The sequence below is a fragment of the Paenibacillus barengoltzii G22 genome, from assembly GCF_000403375.2.
GTDB lineage: Bacteria > Bacillota > Bacilli > Paenibacillales > Paenibacillaceae > Fontibacillus > Fontibacillus barengoltzii.
In genome coordinates this window covers 77,356-101,892 of sequence record NZ_KE159654.1, presented here as the reverse complement: position 1 = coordinate 101,892, position 24,537 = coordinate 77,356, and the positions used below count along the sequence as shown (strand labels likewise).

General features: G+C 56.1%; 22 protein-coding genes. 19 read left to right on the top strand and 3 right to left on the bottom strand.

Features of this window, described 5'->3' with window-relative positions:
- Nucleotides 1-251 precede the first annotated feature (251 nt).
- Nucleotides 252-2,342 carry an endonuclease MutS2 gene (locus C812_RS15465; RefSeq protein ID WP_016313592.1) on the top strand — a complete coding sequence of 697 codons (2,091 nt, stop codon included), beginning with the start codon at nucleotides 252-254 and terminating at the stop codon, nucleotides 2,340-2,342.
- Nucleotides 2,343-2,552: 210 nt separating this feature from the next.
- Here C812_RS15465 and C812_RS15460 read toward each other — a convergent pair whose 3' ends face one another.
- Nucleotides 2,553-3,044, bottom strand: coding sequence for a GAF domain-containing protein (locus tag C812_RS15460; RefSeq protein ID WP_016313591.1), 492 nt, complete (start codon nucleotides 3,042-3,044; stop codon nucleotides 2,553-2,555).
- Nucleotides 3,045-3,263: 219 nt separating this feature from the next.
- Here C812_RS15460 and C812_RS15455 point away from each other — a divergent pair, with 219 nt between their 5' ends.
- Complete coding sequence (locus tag C812_RS15455) at nucleotides 3,264-3,464, top strand: aspartyl-phosphate phosphatase Spo0E family protein (RefSeq protein ID WP_016313590.1); 201 nt, start codon at nucleotides 3,264-3,266, stop codon at nucleotides 3,462-3,464.
- Here the strand turns inward: C812_RS15455 and C812_RS15450 are convergent.
- Nucleotides 3,446-4,402 carry an alpha/beta hydrolase gene (locus C812_RS15450; protein WP_016313589.1) on the bottom strand — a complete coding sequence of 319 codons (957 nt, stop codon included), beginning with the start codon at nucleotides 4,400-4,402 and terminating at the stop codon, nucleotides 3,446-3,448. The two genes, C812_RS15455 and C812_RS15450, sit on opposite strands and share 19 nt — an antisense overlap.
- Nucleotides 4,403-4,590: 188 nt before the next feature.
- Between C812_RS15450 and C812_RS15445 the strand changes: the two genes are divergently transcribed.
- The 7 genes from C812_RS15445 to C812_RS22585 all read left to right on the top strand — a co-directional run bounded on the left by C812_RS15445 (nucleotide 4,591) and on the right by C812_RS22585 (nucleotide 11,014).
- Nucleotides 4,591-5,163, top strand: a complete 573-nt coding sequence (locus C812_RS15445) for a GNAT family N-acetyltransferase (protein WP_016313588.1) — start codon at nucleotides 4,591-4,593, stop codon at nucleotides 5,161-5,163.
- A gap of 3 nt (nucleotides 5,164-5,166) precedes the next feature.
- Nucleotides 5,167-5,928 carry an energy-coupling factor transporter transmembrane component T family protein gene (locus C812_RS15440; protein WP_016313587.1) on the top strand — a complete coding sequence of 254 codons (762 nt, stop codon included), beginning with the start codon at nucleotides 5,167-5,169 and terminating at the stop codon, nucleotides 5,926-5,928.
- Nucleotides 5,929-6,341: 413 nt separating this feature from the next.
- Nucleotides 6,342-6,947 (top strand): ECF transporter S component, encoded by a 606-nt coding sequence (locus C812_RS15435; protein ID WP_425270093.1) that lies wholly within the window; start codon nucleotides 6,342-6,344, stop codon nucleotides 6,945-6,947.
- A 1-nt stretch (nucleotide 6,948) separates the two neighbouring features.
- Nucleotides 6,949-8,637, top strand: a complete 1,689-nt coding sequence (locus C812_RS21595) for an ABC transporter ATP-binding protein (RefSeq protein WP_016313584.1) — start codon at nucleotides 6,949-6,951, stop codon at nucleotides 8,635-8,637.
- 149 nt (nucleotides 8,638-8,786) lie between these two features.
- Nucleotides 8,787-10,316: an MDR family MFS transporter gene (locus C812_RS15425; RefSeq protein ID WP_016313583.1), complete on the top strand. Its 1,530-nt coding sequence runs from the start codon at nucleotides 8,787-8,789 to the stop codon at nucleotides 10,314-10,316.
- Between the two features lie 156 nt (nucleotides 10,317-10,472).
- The gene (locus tag C812_RS15420; RefSeq protein ID WP_016313582.1) at nucleotides 10,473-10,814 is read left to right on the top strand and encodes a hypothetical protein; all 342 of its coding nucleotides are present in this window, start codon (nucleotides 10,473-10,475) and stop codon (nucleotides 10,812-10,814) included.
- A gap of 26 nt (nucleotides 10,815-10,840) precedes the next feature.
- Nucleotides 10,841-11,014, top strand: coding sequence for a hypothetical protein (locus C812_RS22585; protein ID WP_016313581.1), 174 nt, complete (start codon nucleotides 10,841-10,843; stop codon nucleotides 11,012-11,014).
- 166 nt (nucleotides 11,015-11,180) lie between these two features.
- Here the strand turns inward: C812_RS22585 and C812_RS15415 are convergent, their stop codons facing one another.
- A complete protein-coding gene (locus tag C812_RS15415) occupies nucleotides 11,181-11,648 on the bottom strand; it encodes a MarR family winged helix-turn-helix transcriptional regulator (protein WP_016313580.1) in 468 nt (155 codons plus the stop codon).
- Nucleotides 11,649-11,914: 266 nt separating this feature from the next.
- Here C812_RS15415 and C812_RS15410 point away from each other — a divergent pair, with 266 nt between their 5' ends.
- From C812_RS15410 to C812_RS15365, 10 genes are all read left to right on the top strand, one after another.
- Nucleotides 11,915-13,258, top strand: a complete 1,344-nt coding sequence (locus tag C812_RS15410) for an MFS transporter (protein WP_232228289.1) — start codon at nucleotides 11,915-11,917, stop codon at nucleotides 13,256-13,258.
- A gap of 99 nt (nucleotides 13,259-13,357) precedes the next feature.
- Nucleotides 13,358-14,077, top strand: coding sequence for an ABC transporter ATP-binding protein (locus tag C812_RS15405; RefSeq protein ID WP_016313578.1), 720 nt, complete (start codon nucleotides 13,358-13,360; stop codon nucleotides 14,075-14,077).
- 58 nt (nucleotides 14,078-14,135) lie between these two features.
- Complete coding sequence (locus C812_RS15400) at nucleotides 14,136-15,476, top strand: ABC transporter permease (protein WP_016313577.1); 1,341 nt, start codon at nucleotides 14,136-14,138, stop codon at nucleotides 15,474-15,476.
- Between the two features lie 335 nt (nucleotides 15,477-15,811).
- A complete protein-coding gene (gene iolD / locus C812_RS15395; RefSeq protein ID WP_016313576.1) occupies nucleotides 15,812-17,674 on the top strand; it encodes a 3D-(3,5/4)-trihydroxycyclohexane-1,2-dione acylhydrolase (decyclizing) in 1,863 nt (620 codons plus the stop codon).
- A gap of 28 nt (nucleotides 17,675-17,702) precedes the next feature.
- The gene (gene iolE, locus C812_RS15390; protein WP_016313575.1) at nucleotides 17,703-18,620 is read left to right on the top strand and encodes a myo-inosose-2 dehydratase; all 918 of its coding nucleotides are present in this window, start codon (nucleotides 17,703-17,705) and stop codon (nucleotides 18,618-18,620) included.
- On the top strand, nucleotides 18,617-19,633 hold the full coding sequence (gene iolC, locus C812_RS15385) for a 5-dehydro-2-deoxygluconokinase (protein WP_016313574.1): 1,017 nt from the start codon (nucleotides 18,617-18,619) through the stop codon (nucleotides 19,631-19,633). The genes iolE and iolC overlap by 4 nt, the downstream gene beginning before the upstream one ends.
- Nucleotides 19,634-19,681: 48 nt before the next feature.
- Nucleotides 19,682-21,133, top strand: coding sequence for a CoA-acylating methylmalonate-semialdehyde dehydrogenase (locus tag C812_RS15380; RefSeq protein WP_016313573.1), 1,452 nt, complete (start codon nucleotides 19,682-19,684; stop codon nucleotides 21,131-21,133).
- Between the two features lie 29 nt (nucleotides 21,134-21,162).
- Nucleotides 21,163-22,212: an inositol 2-dehydrogenase gene (gene iolG / locus C812_RS15375; protein WP_016313572.1), complete on the top strand. Its 1,050-nt coding sequence runs from the start codon at nucleotides 21,163-21,165 to the stop codon at nucleotides 22,210-22,212.
- Nucleotides 22,213-22,216: 4 nt separating this feature from the next.
- Nucleotides 22,217-23,053 carry a 5-deoxy-glucuronate isomerase gene (iolB, locus tag C812_RS15370; protein WP_016313571.1) on the top strand — a complete coding sequence of 279 codons (837 nt, stop codon included), beginning with the start codon at nucleotides 22,217-22,219 and terminating at the stop codon, nucleotides 23,051-23,053.
- 90 nt (nucleotides 23,054-23,143) lie between these two features.
- Nucleotides 23,144-24,172, top strand: a complete 1,029-nt coding sequence (locus C812_RS15365) for a LacI family DNA-binding transcriptional regulator (protein ID WP_016313570.1) — start codon at nucleotides 23,144-23,146, stop codon at nucleotides 24,170-24,172.
- Nucleotides 24,173-24,537: the final 365 nt, after the last annotated feature.

The following is a 24,537-nucleotide window of genomic DNA, read 5'->3' as shown; positions in this document are numbered from 1 at the left end:
TGTATTTTTCCGTACGCTGGTTTCGGTCTATGAAGTAGTTAAGAACACACACGAGAGCATCTTGCAGCTCATCCGAGTAGCTGCCGTTATCTGTATAACGATGAAGCCGTGCTGTTTTCAGCACGGCTTTTTTGATTATTTAGATCGGCAGCGAGCGGGAGGAGTATAGGCAAAGGATGGCATACGTGCGTCCTTTGCCTTTTTTATTTCCGAAAAGAAGGAAGATTAACCCCATTTGAAGGAGGCTTCCCTTGGAAAGATTTTCACTAAGCACATTGGAATATGAAAGCATCAAACAGGAATTGCTGAGATATGCAGTATCTTATGCTGGTCGAAAACGCATCGAAGAGCTCGCACCGATGATGGAGAAGCGGGCTGTCGAGCGGGCGATTGCGGAAACGGCGGAGGCGCTTGCCCTGTATGGAAAAGGAGCCAGTGTCCCGCTGCCTTCGCTGGAAGGGATTGAGCAGGTCGTCTCTTTACTGGGCACAGGCTATCTGTTCACAGAGCAGGATTTGACGGCGGTGCAGATGTTCCTGCACAGCTGCGGGCAGCTTAAGAAATATATGGCGGCCAAAGGCGAGCTGGCCTGGAGAATCGGCGTCTATGCGGCGGATTTGCAGGACTTGCCTGCTCTGCAGCAGGAGATTCTCCGCTGCATCCGGCACGGAGTAATTATGGATGACGCCAGCCGGGAGCTGGAGAAGGTACGCAAAAAAATCAGCATCGTCAAAGAGCGGATCCAGAAGCGGATTCAGGCCGTCATGGCTCGGCATGCTTCGATTTTGCAGGAGAACATCGTCAGCGTGCGCGGCGGCAGATATGTGATTCCGGTGAAAAAAGACTACTACAGGCAAGTTAACGGCCGGATGCTGGACCAATCGACCAGCGGGCAGACCGCGTTCATCGAACCGCAGGAGGTTGCTGCCTTGCAAGGCGAGCTGGAGCTGCTTCAAGGCGAAGAGGCGCGGGAGGAAGCGAAAATCCTCGGATACCTTGCCGGATTGGTCGAACGGGAAGCGGCTGATCTGATCCGGAATATCGAGATTACAGGGTTGTATGATTTTATTTTTGCCAAGGCGAAATACGCAGCGGCGATTGGCGGGATCGAGGTGCAGCTCAGCGAGACCGGAGAGACGGTGATTCGCGGGGCCAAGCATCCGAAGCTTCTGCAATTGATGGTTCCCCTGGATATGGCAATCGGAAGAGAGTACCGGACGCTGATTATCACCGGCCCCAATACCGGCGGGAAGACGGTCGTTCTGAAGACGTTTGGCCTGCTGACGTTGATGGTGCAGTCGGGGCTGCTGGTACCGGTATCACCGGGCAGCCGCTTTGCGGTGTACCAGAGCATTCGCGCTGTCATCGGGGACGGTCAGAATCTGGAGCAGTCGCTCAGCACGTTCTCCGCTCAGATTGGCGCACTGGTGCAAATTCTGAAGGAGGCGGGGCCTGCAACCCTGGTGCTGGTCGATGAGCTGGCGGCGGGGACCGATCCCGGCGAAGGAATCGCCTTGTCGATCGCGATTCTGGAAGAGTTCGCCCGGAAAGGGGCGACGGTTATGGTCACGACCCATTTCAACGAACTCAAGACGTTCGCCTCTCGGGCGGAGGGGTTTGAGAACGCACGGATGGAATTCGACGCCGAGACGTTGCGTCCGCTGTACCGGCTGACCATCGGGCAATCCGGCCGCAGCTATGCGATCGAAATCGCCCGCAAGCTCGGGATGTCCGGCGGGATCATCGAACGCTCGCAGCATATCATCAGCCGCCAGCAATCCACCGATGGCTCTGGCAGCGGCGGTCTGCGCTGGGATGAGATCGTTCCGGCGAAGCCGGCAGCGGAAGCGAGAGATGGGCGAGGCAAGGCGTCTTCTGTGCCCGGGAGCTCGCGAGAAACGGGACAGCGGGAGAAGGAGGCGGGAGTGACGGCACAACCGGAAGCCTTGCGAGCAGGCTTGAACGGTCAAAGAACGGAGGACGGAGGGGGCGCAGGTCAACCCGCTGACGCCGGGGCGTTAACCGGAGAAGCAGCCCTTTCGCTTCCCCGCAAGTTTGAGGTGGGTGACGCCGTTCTCGTCACCTCCATCGGGAAGATTGGCATCGTCGTGGAACCGCCGGATTTGCGCGGTATGGCGTTAGTTCAGGTCCAGAAGCAGAAAATCAAGGTGAACCATAAACGCTTAAAGCCATATCTCAAGAACGAGTCTCTGTATCCGGAGGATTACGACTTGGACATCGTCTTCGATTCGAAGGAAAACCGGAAAAAGCGCAAGCTGATGAGCAAACGGCACGTGGAAGGTTTAATGATCATTAAGAAACCGGGGGAGGATGTACTTTGAACGGGAATTAGCCGGCGTCGGCGCCGGGTATAGGTGAATAAGCGCGAGCTTAGATGGCCGTTTCGTTTGGCCCTAGGCTCGCGCTTTCGTTTACTTGTGGCGGTTTTTTTTCTGCTCATTTCCGGAAATTCGGCGTTTCGAGCGAGAAAAACTGCATTTTTGCAGGAATCGTAACCTGGCGCAGTCAGTGTAAGCTTCGGTTATCCGCCTTTAAGCGGGAACTGGCAGCTGTTGAACCAGCGTCGCCACGAATTGCTCAAGAAACGCTTGGTCTTCTGCGTCAAACCGACCTTTCCGCGGACTATCGATGTCCAGAACGCCGATCAGCCGGTCCTCCTTCACGATGGGCACGACGATTTCGCTGTTGGATGCTGCATCACAGGCAATATGGCCCGGGAAAGCGTGGACATCCTCCACCCGCAGCGTTTCGCGGCGTTCTGCACTGGTGCCGCAGACTCCTTTGCCAAGCGGGATCCGAATGCAGGCCGGTAGGCCCTGAAACGGTCCGAGCACGAGCTCGTTGCCGTCGTATAAGTAAAAGCCCACCCAGTTGATATCATCCAGGTAATGGTTCAACAGGGCAGCCGCATTAGCTAAATTGGCTACCTGGTTCGTTTCTCCGCTGATGAGAGCTTGAAGCTGCGACAAGACAGCTTGCTGCTGCTCTTTGCGGGTACCGCTATATTCATTGGCATGAAACATGCATCATTCCTCCTTAAAACTGACGGCGTGATCAGGTTGCCGGCAGCGATAGGTCTATTATAAAGGAGTTTTTTGTCGAGTGATAGCACCCAGATGGTAAGGGAGCGTTAAAATCTTACAAAGTCCGACACTGAGTGCTATTTTTTATCAAATTTGCAAAATATGTTTTTTGGCATCATGCGATAAAATAGGGACAAGATTAATGAAAAGGTGATTTTTATGGTACCTCAATCTCTCCGAAGCGCAAGCCGTACCAATAATAAAATCAGCAACGACTTGAAGGCAACCATCGAGCATTTGCGTATGGAGTTGATGAATGCCGCTACCCAAGATGACTTCAGCAGCGGCACCATTCTGGAATTAAGCCAGCGTCTGGATCAGTATATTGTGATGGCCCAAAGTCAAATGCTAGGCAAATAAGCGGTCGCCTCAGGCATTTCTGCGCCAAGAGCCTTCTCGATGAAGGCATGGACCACTTCGGTATACCGCTTCGGATTGATGCCGTATGCATTGGCATGAACCGCGCCTTCCACGAGCAGCAGTTCTTTAGGTTCAGGCTTCACTTGATACATCTCCCGGCTCATATAAGTGGGAACGTAGTTGTCCTCCGTCCCGTGGATAAACAACACCGGCAGCGTGCTGTTCTCAACGGCTTTAATCGGGCTGACCTGATGCAGCCGGAAGCCGGCTTTGCGATGCAGCAGCTTATCGACCAGCGGCAAGAGCGGTTTGGCTGGAAGCTTGTTCAGCTTGGTGATCTGATGTCGAATGAGCTCCGTCAAATCCGAGTAAGGGCAGTCCGCGATCACAAATCTCACGTTTGGATGGGCGATGGTAAGATACTCCAGCACCGTTCCACCCCCCAACGATTGGCCATGCAGGCCGATCACACTCTTTTCCCCGTAATTCTCCAAAATCCAGTTGACCCAGGCTTGGACATCGTATTTTTCCTGATATCCATAGGTCGTGTAATCCCCCTCGCTGCCGCCATGTCGACGTTGATCGACCAGCAGAATGTTAAACCCTGCCTTCCGGAACACGTCAATGTATTGCGTGGAAGCGAGCAAGGAAACCGTATAGCCGTGGACGATGATCATCCAGCGTTGTCTTCCCGGAAACAGTTCCAAAACATACCCGTTAAGCTTCAGCCCATCTCGGGATCGGACTTGAACTTGTCGTTTCGGCAGCCGTTCGAATTGGTCGCGCGTAAATACCCCGGTTCGTTCCAAATACTCGTAGATGCTCTCGTTCGTCTGCAGTCGCATCTGGGTGATTTGGCGCACCGCAAACCGCGGCAGACCAGTTACGAATGCCAAAACAATCAGCATGAAAAACAAAATAACGATCGTAAATACCATGTTGCTGGTTCCTCCTTGCGAGCCTATCCATGAAGCTCTCTTACGCTTTTATAGTATCACCGAAAAGTTGGAAGGAAAATCGCCGCAGGGAAAATTTCTCCTGTCCCTTTGACGTGCCCATTCCGATATGATTAGCTAGTAAAGGATGCAGCGATCAATGACCACAAGTGAAAGGGAGGAGGGCGAACGTGTACAAATGCGGCGGAGACATACCTGTGCTGGAAAGCGAACGGCTGCGGCTGCGGCGGATGGAGCGAAGCGATGCCGAGGTAATGTTTCGGTATTGGAGCGATCCGGAAGTCACTAAGTATATGAATGTTCCACCGTTTGCTTCGGTGGAGGATGCTTGGGAAATGATTAACCTGCTGAACGGTTTATCCGAGAGCGAGGATGCGCTCCGTTTCGGTATCGAGCTGAAGGAAGAACAGAAGCTGATCGGCAGCTGCGGCTATAATGTTTGGGAGCTGGCCGGGGCTTATCGCGGGGAAATCGGCTATGACCTAGGCCGCGAATATTGGGGGCACGGGTATATGTCGGAGGCGCTGCGAATGTTGCTTGCGTACGGCTATGAGACGATGGGACTGAACCGGATTGAAGCGCTGGTCGATCCGCGCAACGGCGCTTCCCGTAAGTTGCTGAAAGGATTTGGGTTTGTGGAAGAGGGGTTGCTTCGGGAATATCAGAAGACGGAGAGAGGTTTTGTGGATTTGTTGATGTATTCATTGCTGAAAAAAGAGTATTACTCGGGAGGAACAACATAAACGATGAGGAAGTCTGAGCAGAAATATAGCGGCGATCTGCTGCACCACTTGGATCCGCTAAGCAAGCTGGTTGCGTTAGCTTGTATTGCTACGCTTGCTATGCATTGGGACGAGCTGGAGCGGCAGGTGATCTTGTTGCTTGTATTGGCAGCGGGGGCCAAGCTGGGGGCAGGAATCGGCTGGGGGCGGTTATTGCGGCGTATCGCCTGGATTTTGGGCTTTGGCCTGCCGTTATTTGTGGTTACTGCGCTGGCGGTGCAGCTTCAAGAGGGAGGTGCTGGAGGCGGAGGAATCCTGCCGATTTCAGGCCATGCGCTGGAGGACGCTGCCGCCGTGACGTTGCGGCTGGTGAATTTATTTTTGTCCTCGCTGGCGTATATTGAATCCACGAATCCCAAAGATTTTGTTGTGATGATGTCGACTCGATTAAAGCTGCCTTACCGGTTCGTGTTTGGCGTATCGCTGGCAATGACGTTCTTGCCGTTGCTTGCGGAGGAAGGAAGACAGGCGGCCGCCGCCCGTAAACTTCGGTTGGGTCGCAAACCGCGGGGGATTGCCGAACGGCTAGCGCAGTGGCGGGGCCAGTTGGTCACGGTGTTCACCGGGGCGATCCGCCGTGTGGAACAAACCGCAGGAGCGATGGATGTGAAGGGATTTGGTGCGTATCGGGAGCGTACGTTTTTGCGAGATGTACCGCTGAAGGCGGCGGGGGTATGGACGATGCTGGCAAGCTTGGTGCTGACGGCGGGCCTGTGGATGCTGTAACAGAATTTGACTCGTTGGAGGGCGGTTTTTACAGACATGCAGGCCCTGAGGGTAAGGGCAGTTCCGGCTTTAATTTGAAAAAAGGACTTGACGCGAGTTGATTGTTAACCTAGATTATTAATTGTGGTTAACAATTGTCGCGCTGAATAGGGGGATTGCCTGGGGAGCGCGCAAATATGTATGAAATTTCGAATACAATTTGTCCGAAAGTTGTGAAACAGTCGAAATGTATATGATTTTTCGAATACATTGGGCTGTAATGCGGGGATAAGCCTGTAATGTACTCGATTTTTCATATAGAATTTGGCGAATTGTCTGGGGAGCACTCAAATATGTATGAAATTTCGAATACAATTTGCCCCAAGGTTGTAAAACGCAGAAATGTAGTGTGATTTTTTCGAATGGATGAGAGGATGGTTCAAATGAAAGAGAGAAATTCCGGCAAAGTGTTTCAGCGCTTTACGACGCTTGATATTGTGCTTATGGCGATGCTGGCCGCGGCGAATGCGGTCATGACGGTGTTTCTGTCGCCGGTGAACCAAGCGCTGAATGGGCTGGGGGGACCGATCCTCACCTCAACGATTACCGGTTTGTATATGATTTATGGCTTGCTGGCGTATTATATTATCCGCAAACCGGGGACAGCTCTGATCACTTATGGGATCGGTGCGGTTGTCCAAGCGTTTATGGGAACGGCCTATGGCATTTTATCTTGTTTTGTGGCCGCGGCTTGTTATTTGGTGATTGTGGAAGCCGCTTTTGCCCTTGTTCGTTATAAAAATTGGAGCTTGCCAATGCTGCTGATTACCGGCGGGGCGATGGTGCCGTTGTGGTTCTTTTTTGCGGTGCAAATGTATGGTTACACGAAGTGGGGCATGGATGTCCTGCTGATCGCCCTCGTCGTTCGGGTACTCAGCGGCATGATCCTATGCGGGCTGTTGGTCAAGCTGCTCGGCGATGCGCTGGCGAGCAGCGGGCTGCTGCGCCGCTTCGCGGTCGACGGCCGGGCGGAGGCGTAACATGCCGCAACCGGCATTGGAGCTGGCGAACGTCAGCTATGCTTTTGAGCCAGGCGGCGCCCCGGCGCTGCGCGACGTGACGCTCACCGTGGAACGCGGGGAGTGGGTGGCCATCGTCGGCGCGAGCGGCAGCGGCAAATCGGCCCTGGCGCAGCTGATCAGCGGTTATCTCCCCCGTGCCGGGGGAGGAAGCCGGTCGGGCCGAGTGTGCGTGTACGGCGTCGATCCCGCAGAAGCGGCGATCGGCGAGGTGGCTCGGCGCGTCGGGGTCGTGTTCCAGGACCCCGACGCGCAGCTCGTGCAGGGCCGGGTCGAAGACGAAGTCGCCTTCGGCCCGGAGAACCTGCGCGTGCCCGCCGCTGAGCTGGAACGGCGGGTCGCGGACGCGCTGGCGGCGGTGGCGTTGACGCCGCGCCGCCTGGAGGCCGTGCACGCGCTGTCCGGCGGCGGCCGACAGCGCACGGCGATCGCGGCGGTGCTGGCGCTGGAGCCGCCGCTGCTCGTGCTCGACGAGGCGGCGGCCAGCCTCGACGCCGCCTCGCGCCGGCGGCTGCTGGCGTTGCTGCGCCGCCTGCACGACGAAGGCCGGACCATCGTCACGATGTCCGGCCGGATGGACGAGCTCGCGCTGGCTGCGCCGCGGCTCGTCGTGTTGGACGCCGGAACCGTCGCATTGGACGGTCCGGCGGAGCGCATCCGCCGCGGCGCGAGCGCGCGGCTGGAAGCGCTGGGCCTGCTGCCGGCCGGCAAGGCGTCGGCGGCGGCAGCAGGCCCGGGCCCAAGCGGCGGCGGCCCGGAGGGGCACGCCGCCGCAAGCGAGGGCGGGGCCCCGCAGGGCGGCCCCGCCTCGGGCGCGCGGCGCGCGGCCGCCGCCCTCGTGAGATCGCCGGCGGAGCTCGCCTTGTCGCCGGCCCCAGCCCGGGCTGCCTCGGCGGAGCCCGCTCCGGCCCCAGCCGCGCCAACGGCCGCCGCCAAGCGCGGCGCCGCGCCCGCTCCCGCGACTGCCGCGCCGCGCCGCACGCCCCTGCTCGAGGTGCGCGGGCTCAGCTACGCCTTCGCCCGCGAGGCCGAGCCGGTGCTGCGAGATATCCGCCTCACGCTGTACCCCGGTGAATGGCGGCTGCTGTGCGGGGACAACGGCTCCGGCAAAACGACGTTGTCCCGCCTGCTGATGGGCCTTCTGCGCCCGCCCAAAGGGACGGTGTTCTGGCAGGGCCAGGATACCGCTCGCCGGACGCTATACGATCTGGCGTCCGAGATCGGTTATGTGTTCCAGCAGCCGGAACAGCAATTTGTCGCTTCGACGGTGCTGGACGAGCTGCTGTACAGCCCGCGCGCCGAACTGGGACTGCGGCCGCGGGACCCGGTCCCGGAGGAAGTGCGGCAGCGCGCGGAACGGATGCTGGAGGCGATCGGCTTAAGCGGCAAAATGAACGAATCGCCCTATTACTTAAGCGGCGGGGAGAAGCGGCTCCTAAGTGCCGCCTCGGTCATGATCTGCCCCAAGAAGCTGTATATCCTTGATGAGCCTACGGCGGGCATCGATTACATCGGCGTCCGCTTGTTGACGGCGTTATGCCGTGAGGCGCTGGATCAAGGGGCCGCGCTGATCATGATCACCCATGAGCCGGAGTTGTTTGAAGGCCAGCCCATCCAGCGTTGGCGAATCGCGGAAGGGCAGATTCACTAAACGAATTAATATACTTCCATTGCGGATGACAAACCAGAAGAAGAAGGTTCTGGTTTGGTCATCCGCTTTCTTTTTTCAGAGGGTTCAACTATAATGAGAGTTTATGGAATCCTTGCCCGGTATGGAAAGAAAGGAAGTTTTATTTCATCATGAAACCAATGCAATTGAAACGGAATTATATTTTGACGGGCTTGCTGCTGTCTACGTTTTTAGCGGCGATCGAAGGCACCGTCATCGGTCCGGCCGGACCGCGGATCGTGGGGGATCTGGGCGGCGCGCGGCTGCTGAGCTGGGTGTTTACCGCCTATTTGCTGACCATGTCCGTCACAACGCCAATCTTTGGCAAAATCAGTGACTTGTACGGCCGCAAGCTGGTGTTTGTGATCAGTTCCCTGCTGTTCTTGGCGGGTTCGGTCCTGTCCGGTACGGCGCACAGCATGGGTCAGCTGATCGGGTTCCGCGCCCTGCAGGGCATCGGAGCTGGCGGCCTGCTGCCGGTGACATTTACGATTATCGGCGACATTTATTCAATTGAGGAACGCTCCAAAATTCAGGGATGGATCAGCTCGGTGTGGGGCATCTCTTCTTTGATTGGACCGTTGCTGGGCGGATATGTCGTGGATTCGTTGAATTGGCGCTGGGCATTCTATTTTAATGTACTGTTTGGCCTATTGTCGCTCTATTTCATCATCGTCTATTTACATGAACAGATCGAGAAACGGAAGGTGAAGGTGGACTATCTGGGGGCCGTCACCTTTACGATTGGGGTCTCCGCTTTGCTGATTGGGCTGGCGACGGGCGGGCAGCAGTTGGCTTGGGCCTCGCCTTGGCTGATCGGGATGTTTGCCGTGGCCGCCGGTTTCCTGGTGCTCTTCTTCATCGTCGAGCAACGGGCCGAGGAGCCGCTGGTGCCGCTGAAGCTGTTCCGAATCCGGGATATCGCCTTCTCCAATATCACCAGTTTGTTGGCGAGTGCCCTGCTCATCGGATTAACCTCGTACTTGCCGCTCTGGATTCAAGGGGTGAAAGGGCAAAATGCGACGACCTCCGGGCTGGTACTCGCCCCAATGTCCATCGGCTGGATGTTGGGCTCCGTGCTGGGCGGCCGTTGGATCATCACCCGCGGCTGCCGTCAAACTTCGCTGATCGGGATGGTGATTATCGCCCTCGGGGCGGTAGGATTAGCTACGATCCATGACAGCACGCCAATTTGGCCGCTGTTGATTTATAATGCGCTGTATGGGGTCGGATTTGGCTTTTCGTTTACCGTATTTACGATTATCTCCCAATCCTCCGTGGGCTATAGCTTGCGCGGGGCTTCGACAGCGCTGAACTCCTTCGTCAAATCGATAGGGCAGACGATCGGAGTCACTGCCTTTGGGACTTTGATAAATCTGCAGATTGTCGCCCGGACGAAGAACGGCACGGCATCAGGGATTCCAATCTCCCAGGATGATATCGACCAGCTGCTGTCCCCGGAAAAAGTTCATTTGCTCTCTCCCGATCTGTGGACTGAACTGAAGGAAGTGCTGGCGCAAAGCCTGGATACGCTGTTTATCGTCATGGCTGTGCTTGCGATCGTGGGCATCTTATTCGCTTTCGGGCTGCGCAACCAAGCACCGGAGCAAGAGGAGGACGTTGAGGCGGGGGAACCCTCCATCGATCTCGATAGAGCTTAAATTTATGTGGTTGCTGCGGGCGGTCTCTGAAATGGGGACGGCCCGTTTGGCTTTCCAGCGACCTTTGAGTGGACCTCGTTTGGCTGTATCTTTTACATGAAACGGTATAAAAAAGCCTGCCTCTCCGCACCTTAAGAGGAAAGGGGAGGTGTAACTATGAACAAGGTCATGAATGTGGACCAACACACGCTCGTCAACGCTTGGCAGAAGCAGCTGCCGGAATATTTGAACCCGGGAGACTCCGTGCAGGTGCAAGCTGATGAGGCGGACCCCCAGGGGCTGCGGATTCATATTAATGCGGCGGGACATCAGCTTTATTCCTTCGATTTTCAATGCTCTTATATGGACCCGCGCGAGGTTCGTGTCGAGCTGGTAGATGTGGAGCGGGATGGGCAGACGATTGCCGAGAACAGCGAGGAAATTCAGGAGTTAACCGGAGACTATGTCCGTCATATTCATGAATGCGCGCAAGCCTTAGCGCCGCTGACGAACCCTTAACAACGAGAAAGCGAGGACTTAGGCTTATGTCACGAAGCAAATCGGGAATCGATAAAAATTTGACGAATGTCGTAGAGGATCTGGACCAAACGCCGGTCAACGCCCATCATGCCCAACAGATGCAACAAAAGGTGAATGACCGACGGCACACCAATATGGAAAACCGCGATCACAACAAGGATATGGACCCGACCCATTAAGGGTTGGAGCAACCATAAAAAATCACCTTATCGGGCCCATAGCTCCTAAGAATAAGGTGATTTCATCACTGTATTTTTATGTAAGGAAATTCTCAGGGATATGCCGAAGCAGGCTGTGTCCAGGTTCATCATGCCGATGAGCCATGGATACAGCCTATTTGTTATCTTACTTCCGCAGCAACGGGGCAAGCTTCTCAGCTTCACGGCCCATTTTCTTCAGCAATTCAATCATGACCTTCTTCTCCTCATCGGTCAGCCCGCTCAGCGCGTGGTCAATCCGCTCCGCATACTCCGGATACAGTTGGTCCATCAGCTCTTTGCCCCTAGGCGTCAGATTAGCATGAATTACGCGCCGATCGCGTGGGCAAGGCGTGCGGTGCAGCAAGCCGGCTGCTTCCAGCTTATCGATGACATACGTTACGTTTCCGCTTTGCAGCAGCAGCTTCGCGCCAATTTGTTGAATCGGTTGAGAGCCTTTGTAATACAGGACCTCCAGAACGGCAAAGGCCGTCGGATTAAATCCTTGGATTTTGCTCCCCATAACTGCATGTTCGTTGACACTCTTAAATGATTTGGCAAAAACCCGGTACAAATGCAGTGACAAATCCGTTCCGCGTTGTTCGGTGGTCATCATGTGCATCCCGCCCTTATTTTATATTTGTGAATCTTTGAACTTGATCGAGTACTTGTAATCTTAAACCACCTGAGATTTAAAAAAAATATAATTTATCACAATTTGCGTCTTTTTGTATGGAAATAAATGTAACTCGCTCTGCCTTCAGACCGCAAAAATTTCATTCTGCGGCGCAGGGACGGAATCGGCCCCGAGACGGATGGAAACCCCTTTCCGATTCATTAAGATAACTTCATAAAATCAAAGCGGAGTAGGGGATGACGAAGATGCGAAGATTCGGGAAAGGTTTAGCCGGCCGGGAGGGCTCCGGTATTTTGCAAAACCGTGCATATTTGGCGCTGTTATCGGCGCAGTTGGTATCCAATATCGGCGACTGGTTGTATTTGCTCGCCTTGCTGACGATGGTTGGCTTGAAATGGCATGCCACGCCTTGGGAAATCACAATGGTCTCGCTTTGTATGGTGCTGCCGGTCTTGTTGGGCGGCCCGTTGGCGGGGATGCTGGCAGATCGTTTTGAACGCAAAAAGTTGATGGTTATCTCCGACCTCGTTCGGTTTGGAGTACTGCTCGGCTTTGTGTTCGTCACCGCGATTTGGCAAGTGTACGTCCTGTTAATCGCCAAGGGATTTTTGGACGTCATCTTCTCCCCGGCGAAGAACGGAAAAATTAAGGAGATCGTGCCGCATGAGCAACTGGAGCAGGCGGTTTCCTACAGTGCAATCATTGAGCAAGGCACTAAAATCATTGGCCCGGCTTTGGGCGGAATGCTGACGGCGGCATTTAGCGTAACCGTATGTTTTGTGGTAGACGCAGGAACTTTTCTTATTTCGGCGCTCTTGCTTACCAAGGTGCCTGGAAAATTGCGGAGCGCGGCGTCGACACCGGCGGAAGGGGAAGCCGGGCAAGCGACAGCGTCCCGGAAACTGAAGCGGGGATTTTGGACCGAAATGGCGGCTGGCATCAAAATTATCGGCGGCATTCCGTTGCTTGCCGTTGCCACGTTGACTTTGTGCGCGTGTTTGCTTGTTCTGCAAATCGCTGATTCGCAAGCTGTGGTCTTGTTCCGGGAGATCCCCGGGGTGCCCGACGATTTGCTGGGGTGGTGCATCACGTTTAGCGGGGTTGGGACCTTAACTGCAGCGTGGCTCACGAGGCATCTTAAACTTACGCCGCTGTATAAAATGGGGATCGGCGGAGCCATGCTGGGGTTGGTGTTCGCGGCAGCGGGCTTTATCGTAAGCCAGGTCACGTTTACCGAAGGAGTGATGGCGTTGATGCTGGCACTGTTCGCCTTCGCCGGGTTAGGCGCGGGGATGACGTTTATCCCGTTTCAGGTCACGTTGCAGCAGCGGACCCCGGAAGCGGTGACCGGACGCGTATTCGGTACGGTATCGAGCTTGACCTCGACCGCAACGCTGATTGGACCGCTGTTTGGCGGCTCACTGGTGACCGCCTTTGGGCCGGAGCCCGCCTTCATTTTATCGGGCAGCCTCATGGCCGTTATGGGCTTCCTGCTCTTGTCGATTGCTCCGGCCATTATGAAGCGGGATCGTGCCGCAGCTGTACCAGCGGTTTCGGGGGCGGAGGCTGTAGAGGCTGTGGAGGCGTAACGGAAGCAGCTTGATTTTCCTGGTTTCCGGTGCGACATGTACAAAAAGCCATCATGTCTTATAATGAAAGAAATGACTGGAGATTCGAGGAGATTCTTATTGGAACAAACACAAGCATGGTTGGAAGTGAATATTCATGAGGCGGGGTATGAGTCCGGAAAGGCCGCCATCAAGCAAATTTCACTCGAAGTGAAGCCCGGTGTTCTTACCGGGCTTATTGGGCCTAACGGAGCGGGGAAGAGCACCACGCTGAAGGCGATCCTTGGCCTGCTGCCGTTTGCAGACGCAGAGGTGACCTTTCATGGCGGGGCGAACCATTATGCTTATATTCCGGAGCAGCCGGTATTTTACGATACGCTGACGTTATGGGAGCATTTAGGGCTGGCTGCTGCCGTATATGGAATGGACGAGTCCACGTTTGAGCGGGAAGCTGCAGCGTTGCTGGAGAAGTTCCGCATGACTGACGCGCGCGACTTGTTGCCGGGAGGTTTCTCCAAAGGCATGCGGCAGAAAATGATGCTGATGATCGGGTTTCTTGGCCGTCCGGATGTATATATTGTGGACGAGCCGTTTATTGGGTTGGATCCGCGGGCGACCAAAGATTTTCTTGGCTTGCTGGAAGAAGAGCGCCGCCGCGGTGCCGGCGTGTTGATGTCCACGCACGTGTTGGATACAGCGGAACGGATTTGTGATGATTTTATTCTTGTTGCCGACGGACAGGTCAAAGCGGGCGGCTCGCTGGACGATATCCGTGCGGCTGCGGGGATGCCGGGGGCTTCCTTGTTTGATTGCTTCGATGCTTTAACTGTCAATGATTGATGAGAGCGGTGTCAATAAAAAAGAGGGAGCCCGGAAAACAGAGAGAGGGGGGCGCGGGTTGAGCAGCAAAACATCGATGACAACAATGACGCCTGCGGCATCCGCAGCATCAATGGTATCCATGACGGTGAGGCGCTTGTTCCTTCGGCGCTGGCGTGACCGGTTGCGGGAGAAGCTGGGCGTCTTGAAGTTTACGTTTGATTTGACGATCCTGTTATATCTTGGCATTCCCGGGTTGCTGTTAGGCGGTCGAGCGTATTACGGATTATGGCGGGAGGAGCTGCCGGCTTGGCTGGCCGGGCTGCCATACCCGATGATTCCGGTCCTGCTGCTGCTAGTTCTGTATAGCAGCGGCGGGATATCCTTCTATATCGAAGCGGCAGATGTTCTATTCTTGCGTCAGCGGCCCCATTGGATCAAGAGATTAATGCTTAGCGGACTGGCCGCATCAGCCGTGGTTCAAGCCGTGGTGCTGGCCCTTGCCATCGCTGTGCTAAGTCCACTGCTGGTTCGCGTTTATGGGATGAGTTGGGCAATGATTGGCGGCGTCTATGTCGTCGCGTGGGCCGCAAAAATCGTGCAGATGCTCATCCAGCAGTTACTTGGCGTATTAACCGCAGGCTGGCGCCTGCTGGTGCTGCGTTCGCTGGCCTATTCGGCTCTGGCGGCGGGCTTTGGGGCTTGGGCCGCTTGGGCCGCAACGTCGGCGGAAGCCGGGCGGCCAGCCGGGCTGGCGATTGGCATCGCCTTGCCGGTGCTGGCGCTGCTTGCCGGCGCGCTCGGCTGGTACCGCTTCCGCCTGCGGGGCCGCTTTGATGCCGAGGTGCGCGAGGAGGAGCGGCAGCGTACGAGGCTGACCGCACTGCTCCTCGCTCCGGCGGTTGAGCGGCCCAAACCTCCGCGGCCCGGAGGCTCCAAGCCTTGGTTATTCCGCCGCCTGCGCCGACTAACGCGCTCACGCCAGCCGGAGGCTCGCATCGCCGAGGCGCTGGTCAAGGCGTTCTTTCGCGGCAGCGAGTGGAAGCTGTACGCCCAAATGACGTTGGCTGGATTAGCCGCCATCGTCTTGCCGCCATATCCCGCAGTGAATCTGATTGTGTATGCGGCATTGCTTGTGCTATTGGTCTACTGGCTGAATGGCCACCGGAAATCCTTCTTTGAGCGCGAGCTGATGTCGATTCTCCCGCTGGAGGAGTCGTTGGAATACCGCAGCGGGGCACCGGCCATGCAGCTGCTGTTGCTGCCCGCGGTCATCGTTTGGACAGCGGCGCTGGGCGCCAAGTTGTATCCCCCGGGGTTGGGCTTGCTGGCAGGAGCAATCCTTGGCGTGCTGCTCGCCCGATGGCTTGGCAGTTTTTCGCGTGGAATGGGCTTATCCTCCAGACGATGGAAATCGTAGGCGAGGGCGGCCCTCTATGAAATCATAAGATATAACGTAAAGCGCTTTACTAGATTATCGTAAAAACAGCTCGGGATCGTAAATCTGATACCGGGTTGTTTTATTTTTTGTTGTCCATGCTCGTCCCAATAACCACCGTTTCGACTTGATACCTCAGACATTCCCGATATATCGCAACCTTTGTCGAGATCGACCCAAGCCTAAAAAAATGATTGCGCTTACTTCAAATTTATAGTAAAAAGTTAATTAAGCGCTTTACTAAAATTCATTGCATCATTCGGTTAAAAATGAAAGCGTTGTATTTTTAAGCGATTAAAGAAAAGTGGGAGGGCAAAATGCGGACGATCCGGCTTACAATGGCACAAGCGTTGTTAAGGTTTCTGGACAATCAATACGTATCCGTCGACGGCGTTGAGACGAAGTTCGTAGCTGGAGTCATGGGTATCTTCGGCCATGGCAATGTAACGGGCATCGGCGAGGCGCTGGAGCGAAGCCCAGGCAAGCTAGTTTATGTGCAAGGCAAGAACGAGCAAGGTATGGCTCATGCAGCGATCGCGTTTGCGAAGCAATCGCGGCGCCGGAGCATCTACGCGTGTACGACCTCGATCGGTCCTGGCGCGTTGAACATGGTGACCGCAGCTGGGACGGCAACGGTCAACCGTATCCCGCTGCTGCTGTTGCCCGGCGACAATTTCGCCTCACGGCAGCCTGACCCGGTGTTGCAGCAACTGGAAGCCGGCTACGACTATACGATCGCAGCCACAGATTGCTTCAAACCGGTAAGCAAATATTGGGACCGCATCGTTCGTCCGGAGCAGCTGATGACCGCGGCGCTGAACGCGATGCGCGTGCTGACGGACCCGGCGGAGACGGGGACGGTGACGCTTGCGCTTCCGCAGGATGTGCAGGCGGAGGCTTATGATTATCCGGAGGCGTTTTTTAACAAGCGGGTGTATGTCATTGAACGGCATCGTCCATCTGAGGAGACCCTCCGCCGGGCAGCGGAAGCCATCTCCGCCAAGCGTCGTCCCATCATCGTTGCTGGCGGCGGTGTGCGTTATTCCGGGGCAGAGGCCGAGCTGGCAGCATTCGCTGAGCGCTTTGGCATTCCGGTGGCGGAGACGCAAGCAGGTAAAGGCGCCTTGCCTTGGAACCATCCGCTGAACGTCGGCGGCGTTGGGGTCACCGGCGGCCTTGCGGCGAACCGGCTCGCGCATCAGGCTGATCTTGTTATCGGCGTCGGCACGCGGTATTCCGACTTTACGACCGCATCCAAATCGGCGTACCGGGAAGACGCGCTGTTTGTGAATGTGAACGTCAGCCGCCTGGACGGCGTCAAGCTGGATGGTATCCCGCTTGCGGGAGATGCGAAGGCAACGTTGCCGGCGCTGGCGGACATGTTGGCGGCAGCGGGGTATGCGTCGGGTTACGGTGAGACAGAGATCAAAACGCTCAAGGCCGAGTGGGATCGGGAGGTCGACCGGTTGTATGGGCTGGAACGCGAAGATGGGCTGGCGCAGACACGCGCGCTTGGGGTGATCAACGAAGTGATCGGCAACGACGCGATTATCGTATGCGCATCGGGCAGTCTGCCTGGTGACCTGCAGCGGTTGTGGCGGACGTCCCGGCCGGGTACCTACCATATGGAATACGGCTTCTCCTGTATGGGTTATGAAGTGAACGGAGCCTTTGGGGTGTCGCTGGCAGCACCGCAGCAGGAGGTTTACGCCCTGGTAGGGGACGGCGGCTATTTAATGCTTCATTCCGAGCTGATCACCAGCCTGCAGGAAGGCCGGAAAATGACGGTGCTGCTGTTTAATAACCACGGCTTCCAATGCATTCATAACCTGCAGCGCGAGCACGGAAGCGATGGCTTCGGCAATGAATTCCGTTATCGGGAGGCTGGCACAGGCCGCTATACGGGCGATGTGCTTCCGATTGACTTCGCTGCACACGCCCGCAGTCTTGGCGCGGCTTCGTACAAAGCTTCGAACGCGGAGGAACTGCGCGAGGCGCTTCGCTTGGCCCAGGCAGAGACGCGGACGACGCTGATCGAGATCGCGGTGCTGCCTGGCACCAATACGGAGGGCTATGAGTCCTGGTGGAACGTAGGCGTCCCTGCGGTCTCAACCGGCGAACGGGTTGTGAAGGCCCACGAAGCCATGAACGAGCGGATTCGGCAGGCAAGAGCTTATTAATTGAAACCGGCAATGGGGAGGGATGAGGATGGGTGGTTTTTCTTTTCGCTTAGGGGCGCATCCCATTAATTGGGTGGGGGAAGACGTCAAGGAGCATGGAGCGGACACCACGTACGAACAAATCTTGAATGATATCCAAGCGCTGGGTCTGACGGGAACAGAGATGGGGAGAAAATATCCAACCGAGATCGGCCTGTTGAAGCAGGAGTTGTCCAAACGCGGCATCCAGCTGGTCTCGCAATGGAAGTCGGTGCTCTTCTCCGACCCGGTTTATCGGGAGCAGGAACTGGAGGCATACCGGAAGCATGCCAAGTTTCTGAAAGAGATGGGAGCCGAGGTAATAAGCACGTGTGAAGTTGGCGGTTCCCTGCACTTTGATCCACGCCGCACACCCAACGAACGACAGGTAATTCCTTTGGATGATGCGGGGTGGAGCAGTTTGGTTGAGGGGCTGAATGCCGCTGGCCAGATCGCCCGCGAGTACGGGCTGAAGCTGACCTACCATCACCATGGCGGCACGGTTATCGAAGGGCCTGAAGAGATCGACAAGCTGATGGAACTGACCGATCCGGAATTGGTATGGCTGCTGTTTGATACCGGGCACGCGCTGTATGGCGGGGCGGACCCGCTGAACGTGCTTCGCAAACATTATGATCGCATCGCTTACGTGCATTTGAAAGACGTGCGCGACGACAGATTACGCAAGCTGAAGATGGACGGCTCTGACTTCATCACCTGTATTCGGGAAGGCGTATTTACGGTTCCGGGCGACGGTTGCATCGATTTTGGGCCGATCATGGCTGAACTGGTCAGCCGCGGTTACGACGGTTGGGCCATGCTTGAGGGCGAGCAGGATCCTGCAGAGCATCCGCCGCGCGAATATACAGCGAAGGCACTTGCCTATCTGCACTCGCTCATTCCGACTGAAGGAGGGAAGCCTTCATGACAACGTTGGTTTCGCTGTTCCCGGAGAACCGGAGGTTTGACCTTACGGCGCTTGGACGGCTATGTATTGACCTGAATGCGAACGAAATTAACCGTCCGATGGAGGAGACGGTGACATTCACCAAGTATGTTGGAGGTTCGCCCGCGAATATCGCCATCGGCATGAGCCGGCTTGGCCGACGTGTCGCCTTCATCGGTAAATTGGCTGATGATCAGATGGGGCGATTTATTCGAACGTACCTGCGGGAGAACGGCATCGACGACAGCGGCGTCTCGACGGATGACACCGGCGCTGTCACCGGGCTGGCTTTTACGGAAATCAAGAGCCCTACAGATTGCAGCATCCTGATGTATCGGGATAATGTGGCCGATCTGAAGCTGGGGCCGCTGGAGGTGAATGAATCGCTGATTGCGGAGAGCAGAGCGCTCTTGATCTCGGGTACAGCACTGGCCGCAAGTCCGTCTCGGGAGGCGGTATTCGTCGCTCTGGAATATGCACGGGCTTACGGGACTCCGGTCGCTTTTGATATCGACTATCGGCCTTATACCTGGAAATCGCCGGAGGAGACGGCGGTATACTGCCACCTTGTCGCCGAGAAGAGCGACATTATCCTTGGGACGCGTGAGGAATTCGATAGCATGGAGCGATTCGAGCAGAATGCCGACCGTAGTGACCGCTACACCGCTGCCAAGTGGTTCGAGCGCGGGGCGAAGCTCGTCGTCATCAAGCATGGCAAGGAAGGGTCGATCGCCTATACCCAAGATGGCCTGGAGCATCGCGCTCCGTCGTACCCGGCGAAGGTCATCAAGACGTTTGGGGCCGGCGATGCCTATGCTTCCGGCTTCCTCCACGGACTGATGTCTGGCTGGGACGTTGCTCGGAGCATGGCTTTTGGCGGGGCGGCAGCAAGTATTGTTATCTCGAGTCACAGCTGTTCGGACGCGATGCCCACTGCCAAAGCGGTGGAGGACTATATTCAGCGCTGCGAGCGCGGGGAAATTACAGCCGGTTAACTTGAGAGGCAAGTGGGCCGGCCTATAGAAACGGGGAGAACATGCGCTATGAACTCAACGACGCTAAACAACTGGATCGGCGGACAATGGGTTAAGTCCGCATCCGAACTAACGGAGGATGTCTACAACCCGGCAACAGGCGAAGTATTGGCGAAGGTGCCGTTGTCTACGCAGGCTGAGGTGGATCAGGCGGTTTCGGCTGCGGCCGAAGCTTTTACCGCATGGAGCCGGACACCGGTTCCGCGCCGTGCACGGGTGTTGTTTAAGTACCAGCAGCTGCTTGTGGAGCATTGGGATGAATTAGCCCGCCTGATTACGCAAGAGAACGGCAAAAGCTTTAACGAGGCGCATGGTGAGGTGTTGCGCGGGATCGAATGTGTCGAGTTCGCCGCAGGCGCACCTTCGCTGATGATGGGGAAGCAGCTGCCGGATATTGCCTCGAACCTGGAATCCGGCATGTACCGCTACCCGCTCGGAGTTGTCGGTGGCATCACGCCGTTTAATTTTCCGATGATGGTGCCTTGCTGGATGTTCCCGCTGGCGATTGCGTGCGGCAATACGTTTGTGCTCAAGCCGTCCGAGCGGACGCCGCTGCTGGCGAACCGGCTGGCTGAACTGTTCCATGAGGCTGGCCTGCCGCCTGGCGTGCTGAACGTCGTACACGGTGCGCATGATGTTGTAAACGGCTTGCTGCAGCATCCCTGCGTCAAGGCGATCTCGTTTGTTGGCTCACAACCGGTGGCGGAATACGTGTACAAGACCGGTGCAGCTCACGGCAAACGCGTTCAGGCCTTGGCCGGAGCCAAAAACTACACGATCGTCATGCCGGACGCGGATTTGGACCTGGCCGTCAAGGAGATCATCAGCGCGGCGTTTGGCTCTGCGGGCGAGCGCTGCATGGCGTGTGCCGTTGTCGTTGCCGTTGGCGATGTCGCGGACGAACTTGTCGCCAGACTGTCTGCTGCAGCGGATCGGATCAAGATCGGCAACGGCCTTGACGAAGGTGTGCTCCTTGGTCCGGTCATTCGGCAGTCCCACAAGGAACGGACGATTGGCTACATCGAAAGCGGCATTACCGAAGGAGCTGTGCTCGTCCGGGATGGCCGTGAAGATGCGGCGGCGAGCGGCGAAGGCTTTTTCCTCGGACCCACGATCTTTGATCAGGTGAATGGCGAGATGGCGATTGGCCGAGATGAGATTTTTGCGCCGGTCTTGTCGGTCATGCGGGCGAAGACATTGGAGGAAGCAATCGAACTCGCCAACCGCTCGGAGTTCGCGAACGGTGCTTGTCTGTTCACAAGCAGCGGCGCCAACGTGCGGACCTTCCGCGAGACCATTGACGCCGGGATGCTGGGCATTAATTTGGGCGTGCCTGCCCCGATGGCGTTCTTCCCGTTCTCCGGTTACAAGAAGTCGTTCTACGGCGACTTGCATGCGAACGGCACAGACGGGGTCGAATTTTATACGCGCAAAAAAATGGTGACCGCTCGCTGGTTGTAACCAAGCTGAAGCTAAGTGGGAGGAACGACATGGATAAATTAAGAATCGGCGTCATCGGCGCCGGGAGAATCGGCAAAATTCACGCGGACAATCTCAAACGACTGCCGCAGGCAGAGGTCATTGCGATCAGCGACTTGTATGCGGACGCCGAATTGGAGAAATGGGCAAGGGAAAGAGAGATTCCGCTCGTCACAACAAGCAGCGACGCCATTATTCATCATCCCGACATCGACGCGGTATTCATCTGCTCGTCCACCGACAGCCATGTTCCACTCATCAAGAGCGCTGCGAGAAACGGTAAGCATATTTTTTGTGAAAAGCCAATCAGCATGGATATCCGTCAGACGGAGGAGGCGCTGGAGGAAGTGCGCCGTGCCGGCGTGAAGCTGCAGGTCGGCTTCAACCGCCGCTTCGATCACAATTTTCGCCGCGTCCGCGAGCATGTCGAGTCAGGGGCCATCGGTGACGTACATCTCATTAAAATTACGTCCCGAGATCCGAGCCCGCCTCCGGAAGCCTACATCGCAGTGTCCGGCGGCATTTTCATGGACATGATGATCCATGACTTCGACATGGCGCGCTATTTGTCCGGCAGCGAGGTGGTGGAGGTGTCCGCGCACGGCGGGGTGTTAATTGATCCCGCATTTGCGGAATACGACGATGTTGATACGGCGATCGTGACGTTGCGCTTCGCCAATGGGGCGCTGGGCGTGATCGACTGCAGCCGTCAAGCGGCGTACGGTTACGATCAACGTGCAGAAGCGTTTGGATCGCTGGGTGCAGCATTTGCTGACAACGACTACGCCAATACGGTGGTGTTGAGCACATCGTCAGGCGTACAGAGCGATAAGCCGTTGTACTTCTTCCTCGAGCGGTACAACGAGGCGTACATTTTGGAGACGCAGCAATTTATTGACTGCGTGTTAAGCGGCACACCGGTTCCAGTTGACGGTGAGGACGGGTTGCAGGCGGAACGGATCGCTCGGGCGGCGAAGCTGTCGCTTCAGGAGCGCCGGATCGTCAAGCTGTCGGAGCTGGATCTTGCTGGATCGGTCCATGCTGAACGCGAAGGGAGATGAGAGGATGTCAAATCTAATCGTTCGTCCTGAGAAGGGAGGGCCGGGCCAGCATCCGCTGCTATCGGTGACGCCGGAATCCGCCGGTTGGAGCTATGTCGGGTTTGAGGTGTACCGGCTGAAGCCTGGGGAGACCATTGAACGGAGTACAGAGGATCGGGAATACTGCTTGGTGATTATAGAAGGGAAAGCCCATGTATCAACGGCGGAGACAAGGTGGGAGTCGGTTGGCGAGCGGTTGAGCGTATTTGAGCGGATTCCCCCGTATGCGGTCTATGTGCCGGGCGGCAACCGATACGAAGTTGAAGCGGTAACCGAGTTGGAGCTGGGGGTCTGCCATGCTCCGGATCGGAAGAGCGGTCATCCGGCCCGTTTGATTGGGCCAGAGGATATGGACAGCGAAGTCCGGGGAGAAGGGGCAACGCAGCGGTATATTCATCACATTTTGCCGGAACAGCAGCCTGCGGATAGCTTGCTCGTTGTTGAGGTGTTTACGCCTGCGGGACATTGGTCCAGCTATCCCCCGCACAAGCATGACCAGGATGCCTTGCCGGATGAAGCGCTGCTGGAGGAGACGTATTATTATCGGGTGAACCCGCCACAGGGTTTTGCCGTTCAACGTGTGTACACGGATGACCGGTCGCTTGATTCAACGATGGCGATAAGAAATGGCGAGACGGTGCTCGTGCCAAAGGGCTATCATCCGGTGTCTGCACCTCCCGGTTACGATGTCTATTACCTCAACGTCATGGCTGGTCCCGTCCGAACCTGGAGGATCCGCAACGATCCGGAACACGCATGGACGCTTAAATCGGCAGGAATGCGCCAGACTCAACCCGATTGAACATTTGCAAAGGCAAATGAATCGTCGGATAATAGCTCCATAGAGAGCGGTAACGCTCGGACTACTATCCGATAATAAATGAGGTTGTTTATGAAAGGGACTACGATTTACGACGTTGCCAAAGAAGCGGGCGTGTCGATTGCGACGGTCTCCAACGTGATTAACGGCAAAGGCAACGTGGGCAAGAAGAAGCGGGAAGAAATCTTTAAGGTAATGGAGCGACTTCAATACAAGCCCAGCGTCATCGCATCCGCTTTGATGGGGAAGAAGACGTATACCCTGGGGCTGCTGATCCCGGATGTGTCGAACCCGTTCTTCTCCGAAATCGCCCGGGCTGTGGAAGATATGGCTCATGAGGAAGGGTACAGCGTCATTGTATGCAGCACCGATAATAACGACGAACGCATCGAGAAATACATCAAGCTGCTGGAGCAAAAAAGCGTGGACGGCCTGCTGATCGGCACCGGCGTTGAGAACGCCAACATTATTGCGCAACTGTCCGAAAATTCCGTTCCGATCGTAATGATCGCGCGGGAGGCGTCGGATATCAATGTGCATCGTGTGCTGACGGACGACTTTAAGGGCGGTTCGCTGGCGGCGGGGCATCTTCTGCAACTTGGCCATGAGCATGTTGCTATCTTGTCGGAGAGCACGAAGTTCAGCAGCAGTAAGGAGCGTGTGAGAGGGTTCCGATTTGCGTTGTTCGAGGCCGGAAAGACGCTGGACGACGAGCGGATCGTTGCCTGCCAATCCACGATCATGGACGGCAAGCGAGCAGCGACGACGCTGCTTACGGGGCCTAATCCGCCGACAGCGATCTTCTGCTGCAACGATATGCTGGCGATCGGTGCGCTGCAGGCAGCTAGGGAATGCGGTGTCCGCGTCCCGGAGCAGCTGTCGATCATCGGCTTCGACAACACGATTTTGTCAACGGTCACGAATCCGACGCTGACCACGATCGCCCAGCCGACGGACGAAATGGCGAAACTGGCCTTTGGCTTGCTTCTCTCTTCGCCGGACGAAGGGAGCGAGGACATCAAGCAACGCATCGTGATGGAACCCAAGCTGATCGAACGGGAATCTACGGGACCTGTGCAACACGAAGCTGCCGGCTGTTAAGGCCGGCTCGCAGCATCGTGCCGCAGGTATGCCGCTACTTTGCAACCGTATCGCAGTTCTTACCTACCAACCCTACCAACGCTTTAGTCATCCTTGTCCTAAAACTCCACATAACAAACGCATATAACCTATCCATCGTAATCATCACTCACCGTTGCATCTATCCAGATACCAGCACTACCTCCAAACACAGCTCTTACCGCCAAAAATCAGGACTCATCTTCGCAAGAAATTGAATAAAAAAACTCTTCAGATATGGGACCGATATACAACTGCAACTTCAGGTTTCCAACTTTTTTCATCCGAAACAATATTAAGCGCTTACAAAATGGAGAGGCGGAAATCTCGTGTCCATGGGTGATAGG

What these genes read in the sequence shown, in the direction of transcription:
- C812_RS15450 (WP_016313589.1), bottom strand. Translation starts at nt 4,402, where the DNA reads ATGGTATTTACGATCGTTATTTTGTTTTTCATGCTGATTGTTTTGGCA.
- C812_RS15415 (WP_016313580.1), bottom strand. Translation starts at nt 11,648, where the DNA reads ATGATGACCACCGAACAACGCGGAACGGATTTGTCACTGCATTTGTAC.
- C812_RS15455 (WP_016313590.1), top strand. Translation starts at nt 3,264, where the DNA reads ATGGTACCTCAATCTCTCCGAAGCGCAAGCCGTACCAATAATAAAATC.
- C812_RS15410 (WP_232228289.1), top strand. Translation starts at nt 11,915, where the DNA reads ATGCGAAGATTCGGGAAAGGTTTAGCCGGCCGGGAGGGCTCCGGTATT.
- C812_RS15440 (WP_016313587.1), top strand. Translation starts at nt 5,167, where the DNA reads ATGAGGAAGTCTGAGCAGAAATATAGCGGCGATCTGCTGCACCACTTG.
- iolE (WP_016313575.1), top strand. Translation starts at nt 17,703, where the DNA reads ATGGGTGGTTTTTCTTTTCGCTTAGGGGCGCATCCCATTAATTGGGTG.
- C812_RS15425 (WP_016313583.1), top strand. Translation starts at nt 8,787, where the DNA reads ATGAAACCAATGCAATTGAAACGGAATTATATTTTGACGGGCTTGCTG.
- C812_RS15380 (WP_016313573.1), top strand. Translation starts at nt 19,682, where the DNA reads ATGAACTCAACGACGCTAAACAACTGGATCGGCGGACAATGGGTTAAG.
- iolC (WP_016313574.1), top strand. Translation starts at nt 18,617, where the DNA reads ATGACAACGTTGGTTTCGCTGTTCCCGGAGAACCGGAGGTTTGACCTT.
- C812_RS15435 (WP_425270093.1), top strand. Translation starts at nt 6,342, where the DNA reads ATGGTTCAAATGAAAGAGAGAAATTCCGGCAAAGTGTTTCAGCGCTTT.
- iolG (WP_016313572.1), top strand. Translation starts at nt 21,163, where the DNA reads ATGGATAAATTAAGAATCGGCGTCATCGGCGCCGGGAGAATCGGCAAA.
- C812_RS15460 (WP_016313591.1), bottom strand. Translation starts at nt 3,044, where the DNA reads ATGTTTCATGCCAATGAATATAGCGGTACCCGCAAAGAGCAGCAGCAA.
- iolB (WP_016313571.1), top strand. Translation starts at nt 22,217, where the DNA reads ATGTCAAATCTAATCGTTCGTCCTGAGAAGGGAGGGCCGGGCCAGCAT.
- C812_RS15365 (WP_016313570.1), top strand. Translation starts at nt 23,144, where the DNA reads ATGAAAGGGACTACGATTTACGACGTTGCCAAAGAAGCGGGCGTGTCG.
- C812_RS21595 (WP_016313584.1), top strand. Translation starts at nt 6,949, where the DNA reads ATGCCGCAACCGGCATTGGAGCTGGCGAACGTCAGCTATGCTTTTGAG.
- iolD (WP_016313576.1), top strand. Translation starts at nt 15,812, where the DNA reads ATGCGGACGATCCGGCTTACAATGGCACAAGCGTTGTTAAGGTTTCTG.
- C812_RS22585 (WP_016313581.1), top strand. Translation starts at nt 10,841, where the DNA reads ATGTCACGAAGCAAATCGGGAATCGATAAAAATTTGACGAATGTCGTA.
- C812_RS15420 (WP_016313582.1), top strand. Translation starts at nt 10,473, where the DNA reads ATGAACAAGGTCATGAATGTGGACCAACACACGCTCGTCAACGCTTGG.